Consider the following 17,570-nt stretch of genomic DNA (forward strand, 5'->3'; position numbering starts at 1 on the left):
CGGACACGTTGCGCGCACGGCCCGGTGTGGGTCAACCTAATTGAAACCTCATACACCTAGTCGAAACCACAGGTACCCGATACCATGGGTATTGACTATCTGTTGCGATCTTCCTGCCGTCCGAAGCATGAAGGGACACCAGCGATGACCACCGCGGTGAAACCAGCCGGGCCGAGTCGTGAGGAATTCTCGGAGCGTCTACTGAAAGGCTCGGTCAAAAAGTCCTACGAGCCGGTCGTCGACATCGACTGGGATGCCCCGCTGGAGCCGGACAAGTTCTTCCTGCCGCCGCGGCTGGTGTCGCTGTACGGCACGCCAATGTGGGACGAGATGACGCGCGAGCAGCAGATCGAGCTGTCCCGCCAGGAGCTGGTCAACACGCTGTCGGCCGGAATCTGGTTCGAGAACATGCTCAACCAATCCTTGTTGCGCACCATCCTGCACGAGGACCCGACGAGCCGGTCGACGCATTACAAGCTGACCGAGCTGGGCGACGAGACCCGCCACATGGTGATGTTCGGCAAGGCCATCGAGCGCATCGGCGCCAAGCCGGTGCGCCCACGGCTGCTGCACCGGATGATCATCAACGCCCTGCCGCTGGCGTTCCAGCGGGGCGCGATGCTGTGGGTCGCCGCCCTGATCGGTGAAGAGATTTTCGACTCGCTGCAACGGCAGATGATGGACGACCCGGAGCTGCAGCCAATCATCCAGCGGCTCATGCGGATTCACGTCACCGAAGAGGCCCGTCACATCCAGTTCGCCCGCGACGGCGCGCGCAAGCGTGTCGCCGAAATGCCCCGGTTCAACAAGTGGTTCATGGCCAACATCAACGGGCTCGGCGGGTATTTCTTCCGCTACCTGTTCAGCAATCCGATCCCGTACGCGCGGACGGGCCTGGACGCCAAACGGGCACGAGCGACCGCGCGCACGAGCCCACACCGTTATGAGACGCAGATTGCCGGTTTCGCCCCGCTGGCCGCGTTTTTGACCGAGATCGGCCTGATGGGCCCGATCGCGCGCCGCGGCTGGAAGCGCGCCAAGTTTCTGTGACGCGGCGCGTCCACGAGGTCGTTATCGTCGGTGCCGGCGCGGCCGGCAGGTGTGCCGCGACCGAGCTGGCCGACGCGGGCGTCACCGACTCCCTGACCCTGGACAAAACGTCGGGCCACGAAGTCATCGGCTCGGTGTTCGACGACGACTCCGACACCTGGACGTTGCACACCGCCGCCGGCGAGATTTTCCAGGGTCGTATCGTCATCGCGGCCCACCCACCGCCAAATGTCCCGTGGATACCGGAATTGGCCGGGCGCAACGACTTTCGCGGAGCGTCGTTTCACGCGGCCCGGTGGCAGCCCGATTTCGATCCAACCGGCAAGCGCATCGCCGTCATCGGCGCCGACACCACCGCCGGGCATCACATTCCGCGGCTAACCCAATCGGCGGCCTCGGTCACCGTCTTCGCGCACCCGCCGCGCCGGATCGTCCCCGAGTTGCCGCTGCCGACGACGCGCGCAAAACGCTGGCTGCGCCGCCATATCCGACCGACCGCAAGCAACGGGCGGTCGCGGCCCGCGCTGGTGGGATCGGCGGTCGGCGCCGTCACCCCGTCGGGCATCCGCACCACCGACGGCGTCGACCACGACGCCGACGTCATCGTTTACGGCACTGGGTTCGCGATTCCCGAGCGGATCCCGGACAAGAGGCTGGTGGGTTCCGGCGGGCTGACCATCCGGCAGGCCTGGGACGACGGCATGGAGCCCTACTTCGGGGTCGCCCTTCACGGTTTCCCGAACTACTTCTTCATCGGCGGGCCCGACGTTGGCGCCCAAGCACGCTATGTCGCCGAATGCGTGCGGCTCATGAAGCACACCACCAGCACCCGAATCGAAGTGCGGCGCAGCAGCCAACAGGTGTTCAACGAGCGCGTCTACGTGCAATCCGCCCAGCCGCATCGGGTGGCATCGGCCTTCGACCTGTCATTCAGCGCACGCGAAGACGGCGAAATCTACGACGGCGCAGCGACGCTGACGGTGGCCGGCACCGAACACCCGGTGCGCGTCCGCCTCGCCGGCCACCTGGACCCGATCGACGGCCGTTACCACTGGCAGGGCACGGTTTTTGGTTCCTCGTCGCAGCCCCTGCCGGACGAGACGCTCAGGCAGGCGCGCACCGCGACGCTGACGGTGGGCGACCGCAGTGCGCCGGCGCGCATCGTCGAGCAAACGCCGTGGGGCACGCACACGGTCGCCGGAGTGGGCGCTCCACCGTACGCGCCGAGCCGGCGCTAACGGCCTAGAACCGGTCTGCCTTTTTTAGGTTTGCCACGTGTTACGTGGGGGTAATCCGCATAGGCCTATTTTCATCCCGCGCGGGAGGTTGGGCACCCGGGCAAAGTGGGTAACCCCGCTGGGTGCACACGCTGCAGCAGACGAGTGGACGAGAACGGCATGTTCGGCGTGGTAGGGGTCGATGCTTCGGACGGGCGGGTCGAAGCACGCACCTCGCTCGTGTCCAGTCCGCGGAGCGGCCATGGGGCCAAGGCGGCCCACCACATCCAGTCATCCCTGGCGGCATCGATGCCGCCCATCCGGGAGCGAGAAGCTTCTGCCGCCGAGGGGGCGGGTTCTCAAGCAGTTATCCGGGCGGGAATTCGAGGAGCGGGATATGGAAATGGGCCGCACGGCCGAGCCGGAAAGCCGGATTACGACATCCCATCCGTTTTCGACCACGTTAGGAATGCGGGCGCCTGAATCGCTCGCGGGACACGCACGCTGGCACGGCACGTGTTCGCGGGCCGCGGTCTGCGAGGATGAAGCCCTGAAGGAAAAGGGGTGGCCGCGGTGAGCGCGGTAGCTGAGTCGCCGAGCTCGCTGGCAGTTGTGACGCGGATGGATCAGTCGATGGTCGTCCTGACGGTCGAAGGCATGCTCGATACCGGCAGCTCCGCGGCGCTGCGCGACATCGTCATGAACGCCACACGCGACAAGCCCTCGGCCGTCATCGTCAACGTCAGCGCGCTGCGAGTGCCCGCGGAATCGGCCTGGTCGACCTTTATCGGCGCGCGGTGGCAGGCGCAGCCCGACGTTCCGATCATGCTGGTCTGCGCTGATCGCGCCACCCGCGAGGCGATCGCCCACAGCGACGTCGCGCGCTTCACACCGGTGTACGCGACCGAGAAAGGAGCGGGGAAGGCGCTCGATCGGCTCGCACGCCGCACCATTTGGCATGCCGACGCCGAACTGCCCGCCAACCTGACCAGCCTGCGCGAGTCACGCCGGCTGGTCCGCGAGTGGCTGGCCGCCTGGTCGCAATCCGCGCTCATCCCGGTGGCGCTGGTGGTGGTCAATGTGTTCGTGGAAAACGTGCTGGAACACACCGGAAGCGTTCCGATGATGCGGGTCCAGACCGACGGCGCCACGGCGACCATCGCGGTGTCCGACGACAGCAGCGCCCCGGCCCTGCGGCTGCCGTCGTCGGACCAGGGCATCGACGTATCCGGCTTGGCCATCGTCGACGCGTTGTCGCGCGCGTGGGGCAGCACTCCCACGTCGTCCGGCAAGACGGTTTGGGCGGTCATCGGCCCCGAAAACCAGCTTTAGCCGGACGACGATGCGGCCGTGCCGCTGAGGAGCCCGGCAATCCAACAGGGCCGGACGACGATGCGGCCGTGCCGCTGAGGAGCCCGGCAATCCAACAGAGCCGGACGACGATGCGGGACCCAAGCGCGGGTCAAACTAGAACACGTTCTAATGTCGTGGGACGGCCCCCTCAAGGAAGGCAGACGACGTGCGGTTCAGCTACGCGGAGGCAATGACCGACTTTTCGTACTACATCCCGCTGGCAAAGGCAGCCGAGGCGGCCGGGTACCACAGCATGACCATCGCCGACAGCATCGCCTATCCGTTCGAGTCCGACTCGAAGTACCCGTACACGCCCGACGGCAATCGCGAGTTCCTGGACGGCAAGGCGTTCATTGAGACCTTCGTCCTCACGGCGGCATTGGGCGCGGTGACGTCAACGCTGCGGTTCAACTTCTTCGTCCTCAAGCTGCCCATCCGGCCGCCGGCTCTGGTGGCCAAGCAGGCCAGTTCGCTGGCCGCGCTGATCGGTAACCGCGTGGGCCTGGGGGTCGGCACCAGCCCCTGGCCCGAGGACTACGAGCTGCTGGGTGTCCCATTCGCCAAGCGCGGCAAGCGGATGGACGAATGCATCGAGATCGTGAAAGGCCTCACCACCGGCGACTACTTCGAGTTCCACGGCGAGTTCTACGACATTCCCAAGACCAAGATGACCCCGGCCCCCACCCAGCCGATCCCCATCCTGGTCGGCGGCCACGCCGATGCGGCGCTGCGCCGCGCCGCGCGTGCGGACGGATGGATGCACGGCGGCGGCGACCCCGAAGAGCTCGACCGGCTCCTCGCCAGGCTCAAGGAGCTTCGCGAGGAAGAGGGCAAGACCGGCCCGTTCGAGATTCACGTGATCTCGGCCGACGCCTACACCTTGGATGGCATCAAGCGGCTCGAGGACAAGGGCGTCACCGACGTGATCGTGGGCTTCCGCATTCCCTACATCAAGGGATCCGATACCGAGCCGCTGGAGACCAAGATCCGCAACCTGGAGGCGTTCGCCGAAAACGTGATCGCGAAAGTCTAAGCGTCACAGGGGATCCCACTTCGGAGTCCGCTTCTCCTGGTGCGCCTTGGCGGCCTCGACCGGATTGTTGGTGAAGCCGCTGAGGATCTGCGTGCGGTTCTCCAGCTCGATCGCATGCCGCAAGCTGGGCGCGTCCAGGGCCGCGTTGAGGCCAATCTTGGTCTGCCACACGCCATATGCGTTGTTCTCGGCGATCGAGTGGGCCAGCTGCAGGGCCGCCGGCATCAGGTCGTCCGGAGCGACCACCTCGTGCACCAGCTTGATGCGGTAGGCCTCGGCGGCGTCGATGATGCGCCCGGTCAGCATCAGCTCCCGCGCCACCCCGGCGCCGACGATTTTGGGCAGCAGGTAGCTGGTGCCCATGTCCATCGAGGAGAAGCCGGCCTTGATGAACACCGACCCGAAGCGGGCATGCTCGGAGGCGACCCGGATGTCGCTGACGAGCGTGAACGCCAGCCCACCACCGACGGCGACGCCGTTGACCGCGGCGATCACCGGGATGGGTAACTCGTAGATCCGGGTGAACAGGTCGGCCAGGCGCACCTGGGCGTCGTAATTGATCTTGAACGGCGGCGTCGTCGGTTTGGCCTTGGACGGCTTCTTGATCCAGGGCTCTCCGGTCCCGCTCAAATCGGCGCCGGCGCAAAATCCACGTCCGGCGCCGGTAAGGATCGCGATCCGGAATTCGCCTCCGCCGAGCGCGTCCAGCGCGTCGTGCACGCCGTCGATCAGCGAGCCGTCGATGGCGTTCAGGCGCTCCGGCCGGTTGAGGGTGACGCAGGCGATGTTGTCGTCGAGGGTTTTGAATTCCACTGCGGACATACCCAAACCGTAGGCGACATCGGTGTTTACCCCCGCGGCATACGGTGGTTTGGCCGCGTACGAATCAAAGGAGAAGTGATGGCACGAACCGAGGGCGACAGCTGGGACCTGGCCAACAGCGTCGGAGCCACCGCCACCATGGTGGCGGCTGCCCGGGCCGCCGCGACCAAACGTCCCCAGCCGGTTATCAACGATCCGTTCGCCGAACCGCTGGTACGCGCCGTCGGGGTCGACGTGTTCAACCGGATCGCGGCCGGCGAATTCGACTTCAACGGAGCCGACGGCGACGTCGGGATTCCGCGGATGACCGATACTTTCGCCGCCCGGGCCCGGTTTTACGACGACTACTTCGCCGAGGCCACCGGCACCGGCATACGGCAGGTCGTCATCGTCGCGGCGGGGCTCGACTCGCGCGCGTACCGGCTTCCATGGCCGGCGGGCACCACGGTGTACGAGATCGATCAACCAGAGGTAATCGAATTCAAGACGTCGACGCTGTCGAAGATCGGCGCCGAGCCCACCACCGACTACCGCCCCGTGGGGATCGATCTCCGGTACGACTGGCCCGCGGCGCTGCGGGCGGCCGGCTTCGCTACCACCCGGCCCACCGCATGGCTCGCCGAGGGAGTGTTGATCGGTTTTCTGCCGCCCGAGGCCGAGGTTCGATTGCTCGACAACATTGACGCGCTGAGCGCCCAGGGCAGCTGGCTGGCCGCCGACTACGGAACGATCACCGGGCCTTCGGAGCGGGCGCAGGAACAGGCCCAGCGGGCGGCCGAGGGCTGGCGACGGTACGGATTGGATCTAGACGTCGCCGGTTTGACCTACCCCGGCGAGCACACCGACGTCGCCGCGCACCTGGAGGCCCACGGTTGGGACGCGACCAGGTTCACGCTCGCCGACCTGTTCACCGCCGCCGGCCTACCGGAACTGGAGGAGGCCGACCAGCAGGGGCCACCGGCCGCCACGATCGGCTTCGTGCGGGCGATCCGAACCTAGCCGCGAGAGTGCGACTGCCGACGCCGCTTCTCCGGAAACGCGTCGCCAGTTACACTTTCGCGCACCACCTCGCTTGGCTTCTTGTCCGGCCGCAGCCCGCGCCAACTCGTTTGGCGCAGGCGGTCATCCGGGGTCCATTCGCTGTAGCGCACCTCGCCCACCAGAACCGGCTCGACGAACGTCACGCCCTTGGCGTCGAGTGTCGAAAGCGGCGCGTCGAAGGGAGACCGTTTGGTGTGCAACGGCGCCAGCGTCTTCTTCAGGTTCGCGAGGTCGCGTTCGGTGAAGCCGGTACCAACCCGTCCGGCGAAATGCAGCCCGCCTTCACCGGGGATGCCCATCAGCAGCGAGCCGATGCCGCTCGTCCGGCCGCCCTCTCCGGCTTTCCAGCCGCCGATCACGACTTCCTGGGTGTTCCAGTGCTTGTCCTTGATCCAGGAGGCCGCGCGTCGGCCCGGCTGATAGGTGGAGTCGCGCCGCTTGGCGATCACGCCCTCCCAGCCGTGCTTGCGGGAATGCTCCAGCGCCTGGGCGCCGTCGCCGGGCAGCAGCTCGGGAACGATGAGGTTGGTGCCGCTGGCCAGGGTTTCCAGCAGCTTTCGCCGATCCCGGTACTTCGCGCGCAGCAGCGAGCGGCCGTCCAGGTAGAGCAGATCGAATGCCCAGTACTCGACGCGGCTGCCCCGGCCCCGGTTCTGCATCTCGTGGAAGCTGGGCACGCCGGACTCGTTCAGAACGACGGCCTCGCCGTCGAGCACCGCGTGATGGTCCGCCAGATCGTCTGCTACCGCCCGTAATTCGGGGTATTCGGTGGTGACTTCGCGGCCGCGCCGGGACCGTACCCGCAAGGCGCCGTGATCGACCTCGACCAGCAGGCGGTAGCCGTCCCACTTACCCTCGAAGGCCCACTGGCTCGCCGTGCACGCCGCGACCGAACCCTGCGTGGCGAGCATAGGGTCGAGCGCGTCGAAGTCGAAGGCCTTTTGATCCTTCATCCGGTGCGCCAGCCACTGGTCGCCATTGGTGTGAATCAGCACGTAGCGCCCAGAGATCCGGCTCCCGTGCAGATTGACGATGACCTCGTCACCACGGAATTTCTCGGCGTCGTAGGTTCCCGAGTCCCAGATGATCACCTTGCCGGCGCCGTATTCGCCCTTGGGGATCACGCCCTCGAAGGTGGCGTATTCCAGCGGATGGTCCTCGGTGCGGACCGCCAAATGGTTCACCGATGGGGTTTCGGGCAGGTTCTTCGGCACGGCCCAGGACACCAGCACGCCGTCTCGTTCCAGCCGGAAGTCGTAGTGCAGCCGGCGGGCGTGGTGCTCCTGTATGACGAACGTATTGCCCTGCCCGGTAGCAGGTTTCGCTGTGGGAACCGGCTCGGGCGTTTTCGACGCGTCGCGCATGCTGCGGTATTTGGTCAGCCGATCGCGGATCGGCGCGTCAGCGTCCAGCGGTGCCAGCAGGTCGCCGTCGCGCGCGACCCGGGCAAGCACCTCGTCGTAACGCAACTGGCGCAGCGCAGGGCCGTCGATTTCGTCCCAGCTGCGTGGCGCCGCGACCGTCGGATGTTCGCGTCCGCGCAACGAATACGGCGCGATGGTCGTCTTGGAGCCGTTGTTCTGGCTCCAGTCCACGAACACCTTTCCCGCCCGCACGCTCCTGGTCATGGTCGATGTAACCAGCTTGGGCATCGTCTTTTCCAGTTGCAGCGCAACATGTTTGGCTAACGTCGTGGCACCCTTGCTGCTTACCGGCTCGGTCAGCGGCGTGTAGAGATGCAAGCCCTTGCTACCACTGGTCACCGCAAAGGTGGTCAGCCCGATATCGGCGATCAGATCACGGACCGCATGCGCCACCTCAGCCAGCTGAGCCATCGTCACGCCTGCACCGGGGTCCAGGTCGAACACCAACCGCGTCGCCGGGCCCGGCTTGAGCACTTCAGCACTGCTTCGCGTCCACTCGGCGACGAACCGCCACTGCGGCACGTGCACCTCCAGCGCCGCCTGCTGTGCGATCCACGCCAGCCCGGCGGGGCTGTCGATGATCGGATAGGTCGTCGTCCCCGACCGGTGGGTGACGCTGCCGCGCGGCAGCCAGTCGGGCGCCGACGAGGCCAGCTGCTTTTCGAAGAACGACTCGCGGTCGACACCGTTGGGCCAGCGCTTGCGGGTCGCCGGACGCCCGGCGATGTGCGGCAGCATCACCTCGGCAATCCCCGCGTAGTAGTCGAAGACGTCCTGCTTGGTGGTTCCGGTCGCGGGATACAGCACCTTGTCGGCGTTGGTCAGCCTCACCCGCGCCTTCGCCGTCGAGCCCATGATGTCAACGTACGTCGTCGTGAGCGCCGGTACCGTCAACTCCGTGGTTCGACTGAACAGCGCCACCCTGAGACGACTGCCGATCGCGACGCCGAGTCATGACCGTGACGGTGTGCAGGTCGGTATAGCGCACTTCGGCGTCGGCGGGTTTCACCGGGCACATCAGGCGATGTATATCGACAGGTTGCTGCAGCAAGGCCGGGCGCGGGAGTGGGGCATCTGCGGGATCGGCCTGATGCCGGCAGACCGCCGGATGAGAAACGTGTTGCGTGCTCAGGACGGCCTGTACACGCTGGTTTTGGAACACCCCGACGGCAACCGGGAGGCGCGGGTGATCGGTTCGATCGTCGACTACCGCTATGCGCGCGACGACCCGCAAGCGACGATCGAGCTGCTCGCCGCACCGACGACCCGCATCATCTCGATGACCATCACCGAGGGCGGCTACGAGATCCGTGACCCCGCGTCGGCATTCGGCCTGATCGCCGAGGCCCTGTCCCGGCGTCGTGACCGCGGCATCACCGCGCCGACGATCGTGTCGTGCGACAACATCGAGCGCAATGGCGAGGTCGCGCGTCGGGCCGTCATCGCCCATGCCGAACCGCTGCGTTCCGGCCTCGCAGGCTGGGTCGCCGAGCACGCCCGGTTCCCGTGTTCGATGGTCGATCGCATCACGCCGGTCACCACGCCGGACATCGTGGCCGGGGTGGAGCGCGACTTCGGTGTCGCCGACGAATGGCCGGTGGTGGCCGAGGCATTCGCGGCGTGGGTGCTCGAGGACGACTTCGCCGACGGCAGGCCGCCGCTGGACGAGGCGGGCGTGCTGCTGGTCGACGACGTGACCCCGTACGAGTCGATGAAACTTCGGCTGCTCAACGCCGGTCACCAGTGCCTGTGCTACTTCGCCGCGCTGTGTGGGTACCGCATGGTGCACGATGCGGCGCGCGACCCGTTGTTGGCCGAATTCCTGCTGGCCTATTTCGATTCCGAAGCGGTGCCGACGCTGCGGCCGGTCCCCGGCATCGATCTGGGTGCCTACACCCGCGGGCTTATCGAGCGCTTCGCCAACCCGGGAGTGCGTGACACCGTGGCGCGGTTGTGCGCTTATTCATCGGACCGGATCCCGAAATGGCTGCTGCCGGTGATCCGCGACAACCTGCGCACCGGCGGGCCGGTCCGGTTGGCGGCGGCGACCGTGGCAAGCTGGGCCCGCTACGCCGAGGCGGTCGACGAGCGTGGCGGACCGATCAAGGTCGTCGACAACCTGGCGGATTCGCTGGTGCCCATCGCGCGGTCGCAGCGGCTACATCCGACCGCCTTCATCGAGAACCGGGCGCTGTTCGGGGATCTGGCGCAGGCGCCCCGCTTCGTCGAGGCCTACCGCTGGGCGCTGGATTCGTTGCACACCCGCGGGGCGAGGGCAACGCTGGAGGTAGTGCTGCACGGCGCGTGAAGGAGGTGAGGCGATGACCCGCGGGCTGGTGATCGGTGAGGCGTTGATCGACATCGTGGACCGCAGTGACCCTTTGGAGGGCGGCACCGAGCACGTCGGCGGCAGCCCACTCAACGTGGCCGTCGGACTCGCCAGGCTCGGTCGCGCCGTCGACTTCTTGACCCATATCGGCGACGACGAACTCGGCCAGCGCATCGCCGAGTACGTCAAATCATCTGGCGCACAGCTGGTTCCGGGAAGCATGTCCGCGAGCCGAACGGCGACCGCGGCGGCGACCATCGCCGACGACGGGTCGGCGGTCTACGCGTTCGACCTGGAATGGCGCCTCTCCGGTACGCCCGAAGTCGCACCGCCATTATTCGTGCACACGGGATCCATCGCCGCCGTGCGGGAGCCGGGGTGCTTGGCGGTCGCGGCGCTGCTCGACGCCTACCGCGTGTCGGCCACCGTCACTTTCGACCCCAACGTGCGTCCGTCACTGATCGCCGACCGGGATCTGGCCCGCGAACGCATCGCACACCTCGTCGAGCGCAGCGACGTCGTCAAGGCCAGTGACGAGGACCTGAGCTGGATCGATCCCGACCACGAACCGGAGTGGACGGCCCGGACCTGGGCGGCGTCGGGACCCGCGATCGTCGTTTTGACGATGGGCGATCGGGGCGCGGTGGCGTTCTGCCCGGCCGGCGAGGCCAGGGTGGCCGCCAGGCCGGTCCGGGTGGTGGACACCGTCGGGGCCGGCGACGCGTTCATGGTCGGCCTGCTCGACGCGCTCTGGGGACTGGGCTTGTTGGGCGGCGGAAAGCGAGCCGCCCTGGGCCGCATCGGGCTCGACGCGCTGACGGCGGCGCTCGAGGCGGCCAGCCTGTCGTCGGCGCTGACCATCGGCCGCACCGGTGCCGACCTGCCCGACCGAGCCGCCCTGCAGGCTCAAACCTCCCCTCCGCCCGGTCGTTTCACTCGTTTCACTTAGGCCGGTGGAATTAGGCACCGGCGGATTGCGTGCCCGGGAGCGCCTAGGAGATATTGCGTCGCATCCGAGTGCCGCCCGAAACGTTGCCGCACGGGACCGGCAAACGGGAAAATTTTCGCTGCGCGGATCCGCCGCGCTGTTTTGCTGCGGGTGGTGTGTGGGCATACTGACTTACATGCGCTCCATCTGGAAGGGCTCCATCGCGTTCGGGCTGGTGAACGTTCCGGTCAAGGCGTATAGCGCCACCCAGGACCACGACATCAAGTTCCATCAGGTGCACGCCAAGGACAACGGCCGCATCCGATACCAACGCGTGTGCGAGCTAGACGGCGAGGTCGTCGAATACCGCGACATCGCCCGGGCCTACGAGTCCGACGACGGCCACATGGTGGTGATCACCGACGACGACATCTCCACCTTGCCCGAAGAACGCAGCCGCGAAATCGAGGTGCTGGAGTTCGTCCCGGCCAGCGAGGTCGACCCGATGATGTTCGACCGCAGTTATTTCTTGGAGCCGGATTCGAAGTCGTCCAAATCCTATGTGCTGCTGGCCAAGACACTCGCCGAGACCGATCGGATGGCGATCGTTCATTTCACGCTGCGTAACAAGACGCGGCTGGCTGCGTTGCGGGTCAAGGACTTTGGCAAGCGCGACGTGATGGTGGTGCACACCTTGTTGTGGCCCGACGAGATCCGCGATCCCGACTTCCCCGTGCTGGACAAGGAGGTCGAGATCAAGCCCGCCGAGCTCAAGATGGCCGGGCAGGTGGTGGAGTCGATGGCCGAAGACTTCAACCCCGACCGCTACCACGACACATACCAGGAGCAGCTGCTGGAGCTGATCGACGCGAAACTCGAAGGCGGGGAAGCGTTTACCGCCGAGGAGCAGCCCCAGGAGCTGGACGAGACCGAGGACGTCTCCGACCTACTGGCCAAGCTGGAGGCCAGCGTCAAGGCGCGCGCCGGTAACGGCAAGGCACCGGCGAAGAAGACACCGGCCAAAAAGGCGACCGCCAAAAAGGCACCGGCCAAAAAGGCTTCGAGAGCCGGGTCGAAATCCTGACCTTGTGCCCAAAGCGCTCAGCGCCGTCGGGTTGACAGGAAGCGGAATGCCGCGGCGATGACGTTGATCGCGGCGACGATGATGATCAGCGTCAGCGCCGCGCCCCAGATCCGCAGGAAACCGGCGTGCTCGGGATTGGTGAGTTCGGTGTAGATCAGCAGCGGCAGCGAGGCCATGTTGCCGTGGAAGATGTCGAGGTTGATGGATCGGCTGTATCCGACCAGCACCAGCACCGGTGCGGTTTCGCCGATAACCCGCGCGACGGACAGCAAGACGCCGGAGACAATGCCCGGCATCGCGATCGGGAAGACGATCCGCACGATGGTCTTCCACTTGGAAACACCCAGCGCGTAGCTGGCCTCCCGCAGGTCGTCGGGCACCAGCCGGAGCATCTCCTCACCGGCCCGCACCACCACCGGCAACATCAACAGGACCAGCGCCAGCGACACGGCGAACGAGCTCTGCTGGAACCCCAAGGTCGCGATCCACAGGCTGAAGATGAACAGCGCCGCGACGATCGAGGGCACCCCGGCGAGCACGTCGACCATGAACGTCGTCAGTCGCACCAGCCGGCCCGAACCGTATTCCACCAAGAACACCGCGGTCATCAAGCCCAGCGGCACGGACAGGATGCCGGCGACCCCGGCCTGGGCCAACGTCCCATACAGCGCGTGGTACACGCCGCCGGCGAACTCCTCTGGCAGCACGCCGCGCAAGGAGTGCGTCCACCAGCCCGACCGGGTGACGGCGTACCAGCCTCGCGCGATCACCACCGACAGCAGCCAGACCAGCGGCACCAGGGCCACGAGGAAGGAGGCGACGAAAAACGTTGTCGCGGCGTTGTTTGTGAGTCGCCGCCTTAAGCTCAGGGGCTTGAACGCGTCCGATTTGACCGGCAGGTCGAGCACGTCTGTGCTCGTTGGGGGGCTCATCCGTTGACCTTCCCGCCGGCGATCGCGCGGGCGGTCGCGTTGACGATGAACGTCAGGACGAACAGCGCGAACCCGGCGGAGATGTAGGCGCCTGTGGGCAGCGGTTCGCTGAATTCGGCCGCCGCCGACGCGATCTTGGAAGCGAACGTGTAGCCGCCGTCGAATAGCGACCAATTCCCCGGGCGGGCGGCCGAGCGCAGGATGATCAGCACCGCCACGGTTTCCCCCAGGGCGCGGCCCAACCCCAGCATCGACGCCGCGATGACACCGCTACGGCCGAACGGCAGCACGGTCATCCGCACCACCTCCCACTTGGTGGCGCCGAGGGCCTGCGCGGCTTCCATCTGTATGGGCGGGGTCTGCCGGAACACTTCGCGCGACACCGAGGTGATGATCGGCAGGATCATCACCGAGAGCACGATGGCGGCGGTGAAGATGGTGCCGCCGCCGGCCAGGGAGACGTTGCCCTTCTTGAACAGAAAGAACCATCCCAGGTTGCGGTTGAGAAACGTGGCGACCGGCTCGAGTTTGGGGGCCAGCACGAAGATTCCCCACAACCCGAAGATGATCGACGGCACCGCGGCCAGCAGATCGACCATCGCGGCGAACGGGCGCGCGAGCCGTTGCGGCGCGTATTGGGTGAGGAACACCGCGATCCCGACGGCGACCGGCACGGCCAAGACCAGCGCCGTTATCGAACTCAACACCGTGACCATGAACAGGTCGCGGATACCGAACGCCAGGTGGGACGCCTTGGTGGTTTCGAATTCCGCGCTGGTGAAGAAATTGGCATGGTCCGCGCGTAGCGACGGGACGGCACGGACCAACAGGAATACCGCGATCAGCACGATGGCGATCACGATCGTCGAACCGGCGGCGGCGGCGACCAACTTGAACAGTTGGTCGCCGCGGCGCGCCTTGTGTGGATCAATAGCCGTCAGCGCAGGCTTCGTCCCGGGCGGCTTGGCAAGCGTTTCTCGGGCCATCACACCCCAGATCACGCGATGGCGTTGACCGAAGCCGACAACCTCGACTTGAAGGAGTCCGGAATGGGGATATATCCGTTGTCCCCCAAGCCATTTTGCCCGGCGCCGATGGTGCTCTGCAGGAATGCCTTGACGGCCGTGCCGACCTGGGAATCGGGATACTTCGAGCAGACGATCTCGTAGGTCGCCAGCACGATCGGGTAGGAGCCGGGCTGCGTCGGCTTGTAAAACGACAGCGTGTCGAGCACCATGTCGTTGCCCTGCCCCGTGACGGTGGCGCCGGAGATCGTCTTGCCGACCGAGTCGGCGCTGATCGCGACCGCATCCGTACCGGCCGAGGTGATGATCTTGGCCATGTTCAGATTCTGTGCCTTGGCGAACGACCATTCGTTGTAGGTGATCGACCCTTCGGTGGCCTTGATGGCCGCCGACGTGCCGTCGTTACCCTTGGCGCCCTCACCGACACCGCCGTTGAACGTCTTTCCGGTGCCCTTACCCCACGCGCCGTTGGACGCCGCGTCCAGATACTTCTGGAAGTTGTCGGTGGTCCCGGACTGGTCGTTGCGGAATACCACGTGAATCGGCTCGGCGGGCAGGTTGACGCCAGCGTTAAGGCCCTGGATCGCCGGATCGTTCCAGGCGGTGATGCCGCCGTTGAAGATCTTCGCCGCGGTGGGACCGTCGAGGTTCAGCGAAGTCAGGCCCTTGACGTTGTAGGTGATCGCGATCGGGCCGAACACCACCGGCAGGTTCCACGCCGGCGAGCCGCAGCGCTGCTGGGCCGCCGCGTACTCGTTCTGCGCCAACGGCGAGTCCGATCCACCGAAATCGGTTTGATTGCCCGTGAATTCGCTAATCCCGGCGCCCGAACCGTTGGCCGTGTAATTCAACGTCTGGCCGGGGCAGGCCTGTTCGAACGCGTTGACGAAACGCGTCATCGCGTTGGCCTGGGCCGTCGACCCGCTAGCCTTCAGCGTCTTCTTCCCGCCGCAACTCACCTTCCCCGACGAGCCTGCGGCACTTCCCCCGGTTGCGTTAGTTGCGTTGTTGTCGCTGCCACACCCGGACAGCACCAGCGCGGCGCTAGCCAGGACGGTCAGCGCTGCGCCAAATCGGTTGAGCTTCATTCAGTTCCTAACGGTAGGGATGAAACATCGCCGCCGCCTGTGGCCGCGGCCGGCCAACCAGCCGTTTTCCTCGCAGCCATGAAGCTAACAGTAACAAGGTTAACGTTCAGCGAACTTTGCCTGGCCGTCATCGCCCGGTGCCCCGGCGCACGAGCAACATTCCGGAGCGTTACATCGCCACGCCGCTGTGACAAACTAGAACCTGTTTCAGAAATGCCGCGATCCGAGTTGGCTACCGTTTCGCCGACAACTCAAATAGAGAGGCCGCAATGATCCTTGACAGGTTCCGTCTCGACGACAAAGTCGCCGTCATCACCGGCGGCGGCCGCGGCCTCGGTGCGGCCATCGCGCTGGCGTTCGCCGAAGCAGGGGCCGATGTCCTCATCGCGTCGCGCACGCAATCCCAACTAGACGCCGTCGCCGAACAGGTCCGCGCCACCGGCCGGCGGGCGCATACCGTCGCCGCCGACCTGGCCCATCCCGAGGCGACCGCACAGCTGGCCGGTCAGGCGCTCGAGGCTTTCGGAAAACTAGACATCGTCGTCAACAACGTTGGGGGGACCATGCCCAACACGTTGCTGACCACCTCGACCAAGGACCTCAAGGACGCGTTCACCTTCAACGTCGCCACCGCCCACGCGCTGACCGCCGCGGCGGCGCCGTTGATGCTGGAGCACTCCGGCGGCGGCAGCATCATCAACATCACCTCGACCATGGGCCGGCTGGCCGGGCGCGGTTTCGCCGCCTACGGCACCGCCAAGGCCGCGCTGTCCCACTACACCCGGCTGGCCGCCCTGGACCTGTGCCCACGCATCCGGGTCAACGCCATCGCGCCGGGGTCGATCCTGACGTCCGCGCTGGACGTGGTGGCCGCCAACGACGAGCTGCGCGCGCCGATGGAGAAGGCGACACCCATGCGCCGCCTCGGTGATCCCGTCGACATCGCCGCTGCCGCAGTCTATTTGGCGTCTCCGGCCGGCAGCTTCCTGACCGGCAAGACGCTGGAGGTCGACGGTGGCCTCACCTATCCCAACCTCGACATCCCCGTCCCGGACCTGTGAACCCATGACCCGCGAGCAGACGCAGAATCGCCCATTTTCGTGCGGTTTTGGGCGATTCTGCGTCTGCTCGCGGGTCATGTCCCCACCGCTAAGGAGCTAGCCATGGCCATACCCGTCGTTCAATTGGGCACCGGCAACGTCGGCGTCCACGCGCTCAAAGCGCTCATCACCAACCCGGACTTCGAGCTCACCGGCGTGTGGGTGTCCTCGGAAGCCAAAGCCGGCAAGGACGCGGCGGAGCTTGCCGGACTTGCGGATTCGACCGGCGTGCTGGCCAGCACCGACCTGGACGCCGTGCTCGCCACCGGGCCGCAATGCGCGGTCTACAACGCGATGGCCGACAACCGGCTGCCCGAAGCCCTGGACGACTACCGGCGCGTGCTGTCCGCCGGAGTCAACATCGTCGGCAGCGGCCCGGTCTTTTTGCAGTATCCGTGGCAAGTGATTCCCGAGGAACTCATCTTCCCGCTGGAAACCGCGGCGCGCGAAGGCAATTCGAGCCTCTACGTCAACGGCATCGACCCTGGCTTCGCCAACGACCTGCTGCCGCTGGCCTTGGCCGGTACCTGTCAGAACATCCAGCAGATCCGGTGCATGGAGATCGTCGACTACGCCACCTACGACAGCGCCGTGGTCATGTTCGACGTCATGGGATTCGGTAAGCCCCTCGACGAGATCCCCATGCTGTTGCAGACCGGTGTGCTGAGCCTGGCGTGGGGCTCGGTGGTGCGGCAGTTGGCGGCGGGCCTGGGCATTTCACTCGACGAGGTCGCCGAGGTGTACGTCCGCGAGCCGGCGCCCGAGGACTTCGACATCGCGTCGGGGCACATCCCCAAGGGCACCGCCGCGGCGCTGCGGTTCGAGGTGTTCGGAATGGTCAACGGCGACCCCGTCGTCGTCCTCGAACACGTCACCCGGCTGCGCGAGGACCTGTGCCCCGATTGGCCGCAGCCGGCCCAGCCCGGCGGTTCCTACCGCATCGAGATCACCGGCGAACCGTCGTATGCCATGGACGTCTGCCTGAGCAGCCGCAACGGCGACCACAACCACGCCGGCCTGGTCGCTACGGCGATGCGGGTTGTCAACGCGATCCCCGCGGTGGTGGCCGCGCCGCCGGGCATCGTGACCACTCTCGACCTGCCCCTGGTCACCGGCCGGGGCCTTTACGTCCCCGGGTGACCCC

14 protein-coding genes and 1 pseudogene are annotated in these 17,570 nt (G+C 66.4%); 10 read left to right on the forward strand and 5 right to left on the reverse strand.

What is annotated here, in order from left to right:
• Positions 1 to 144: 144 nt before the first annotated feature.
• The 4 genes from K3U93_RS19925 to K3U93_RS19940 all read left to right on the forward strand — a co-directional run bounded on the left by K3U93_RS19925 (position 145) and on the right by K3U93_RS19940 (position 4,653).
• Positions 145 to 1,050 (forward strand): AurF N-oxygenase family protein, encoded by a 906-nt coding sequence (locus K3U93_RS19925; protein ID WP_071510487.1) that lies wholly within the window; start codon positions 145 to 147, stop codon positions 1,048 to 1,050.
• A 239-nt stretch (positions 1,051 to 1,289) separates the two neighbouring features.
• A complete protein-coding gene (locus K3U93_RS19930; protein ID WP_420915426.1) occupies positions 1,290 to 2,288 on the forward strand; it encodes a DUF4873 domain-containing protein in 999 nt (332 codons plus the stop codon).
• Between the two features lie 543 nt (positions 2,289 to 2,831).
• Complete coding sequence (locus tag K3U93_RS19935) at positions 2,832 to 3,599, forward strand: STAS domain-containing protein (protein WP_230981469.1); 768 nt, start codon at positions 2,832 to 2,834, stop codon at positions 3,597 to 3,599.
• Positions 3,600 to 3,786: 187 nt separating this feature from the next.
• Positions 3,787 to 4,653 carry a TIGR03619 family F420-dependent LLM class oxidoreductase gene (locus tag K3U93_RS19940; protein WP_071510488.1) on the forward strand — a complete coding sequence of 289 codons (867 nt, stop codon included), beginning with the start codon at positions 3,787 to 3,789 and terminating at the stop codon, positions 4,651 to 4,653.
• A gap of 3 nt (positions 4,654 to 4,656) precedes the next feature.
• Here the strand turns inward: K3U93_RS19940 and K3U93_RS19945 are convergent, their stop codons facing one another.
• The gene (locus tag K3U93_RS19945) at positions 4,657 to 5,475 is read right to left on the reverse strand and encodes an enoyl-CoA hydratase/isomerase family protein (RefSeq protein ID WP_083011425.1); all 819 of its coding nucleotides are present in this window, start codon (positions 5,473 to 5,475) and stop codon (positions 4,657 to 4,659) included.
• A gap of 78 nt (positions 5,476 to 5,553) precedes the next feature.
• Here K3U93_RS19945 and K3U93_RS19950 point away from each other — a divergent pair, with 78 nt between their 5' ends.
• Entirely contained in the window at positions 5,554 to 6,474 is a 921-nt protein-coding gene (locus K3U93_RS19950; protein ID WP_071510490.1) for an SAM-dependent methyltransferase, read from the forward strand.
• A 56-nt stretch (positions 6,475 to 6,530) separates the two neighbouring features.
• Here the strand turns inward: K3U93_RS19950 and K3U93_RS19955 are convergent.
• Positions 6,531 to 8,795 (reverse strand): annotated as a pseudogene (locus tag K3U93_RS19955) (ATP-dependent DNA ligase); the annotation flags it as partial.
• Positions 8,796 to 8,814: 19 nt separating this feature from the next.
• On the opposite strand from K3U93_RS19955, the gene K3U93_RS19960 reads away from it, so the two are divergent.
• From K3U93_RS19960 to ku, 3 genes are all read left to right on the forward strand, one after another.
• Positions 8,815 to 10,248 carry a mannitol dehydrogenase family protein gene (locus K3U93_RS19960; protein WP_479494922.1) on the forward strand — a complete coding sequence of 478 codons (1,434 nt, stop codon included), beginning with the start codon at positions 8,815 to 8,817 and terminating at the stop codon, positions 10,246 to 10,248.
• A 13-nt stretch (positions 10,249 to 10,261) separates the two neighbouring features.
• Positions 10,262 to 11,218: a carbohydrate kinase family protein gene (locus K3U93_RS19965; protein WP_083011423.1), complete on the forward strand. Its 957-nt coding sequence runs from the start codon at positions 10,262 to 10,264 to the stop codon at positions 11,216 to 11,218.
• Between the two features lie 175 nt (positions 11,219 to 11,393).
• A complete protein-coding gene (gene ku / locus K3U93_RS19970) occupies positions 11,394 to 12,281 on the forward strand; it encodes a non-homologous end joining protein Ku (RefSeq protein WP_083011422.1) in 888 nt (295 codons plus the stop codon).
• A 17-nt stretch (positions 12,282 to 12,298) separates the two neighbouring features.
• Here the strand turns inward: ku and pstA are convergent, their stop codons facing one another.
• The 3 genes from pstA to pstS are packed head-to-tail and all read right to left on the reverse strand — an operon-like array spanning position 12,299 to position 15,326.
• Complete coding sequence (gene pstA, locus K3U93_RS19975) at positions 12,299 to 13,213, reverse strand: phosphate ABC transporter permease PstA (RefSeq protein ID WP_071510494.1); 915 nt, start codon at positions 13,211 to 13,213, stop codon at positions 12,299 to 12,301.
• The gene (gene pstC / locus K3U93_RS19980; protein ID WP_071510525.1) at positions 13,210 to 14,199 is read right to left on the reverse strand and encodes a phosphate ABC transporter permease subunit PstC; all 990 of its coding nucleotides are present in this window, start codon (positions 14,197 to 14,199) and stop codon (positions 13,210 to 13,212) included. The genes pstA and pstC overlap by 4 nt, the downstream gene beginning before the upstream one ends.
• A gap of 11 nt (positions 14,200 to 14,210) precedes the next feature.
• On the reverse strand, positions 14,211 to 15,326 hold the full coding sequence (pstS, locus tag K3U93_RS19985) for a phosphate ABC transporter substrate-binding protein PstS (RefSeq protein ID WP_083011421.1): 1,116 nt from the start codon (positions 15,324 to 15,326) through the stop codon (positions 14,211 to 14,213).
• Positions 15,327 to 15,595: 269 nt separating this feature from the next.
• Here pstS and K3U93_RS19990 point away from each other — a divergent pair, with 269 nt between their 5' ends.
• Both K3U93_RS19990 and K3U93_RS19995 read left to right on the forward strand, forming a co-directional pair.
• Positions 15,596 to 16,387, forward strand: coding sequence for an SDR family oxidoreductase (locus K3U93_RS19990; RefSeq protein WP_071510496.1), 792 nt, complete (start codon positions 15,596 to 15,598; stop codon positions 16,385 to 16,387).
• A gap of 102 nt (positions 16,388 to 16,489) precedes the next feature.
• Positions 16,490 to 17,566, forward strand: coding sequence for an NAD(P)H-dependent amine dehydrogenase family protein (locus K3U93_RS19995; protein ID WP_083011420.1), 1,077 nt, complete (start codon positions 16,490 to 16,492; stop codon positions 17,564 to 17,566).
• Positions 17,567 to 17,570: the final 4 nt, after the last annotated feature.

The sequence above is a fragment of the Mycobacterium malmoense genome, assembly GCF_019645855.1.
Taxonomy (GTDB): Bacteria; Actinomycetota; Actinomycetes; order Mycobacteriales; family Mycobacteriaceae; genus Mycobacterium; species Mycobacterium malmoense.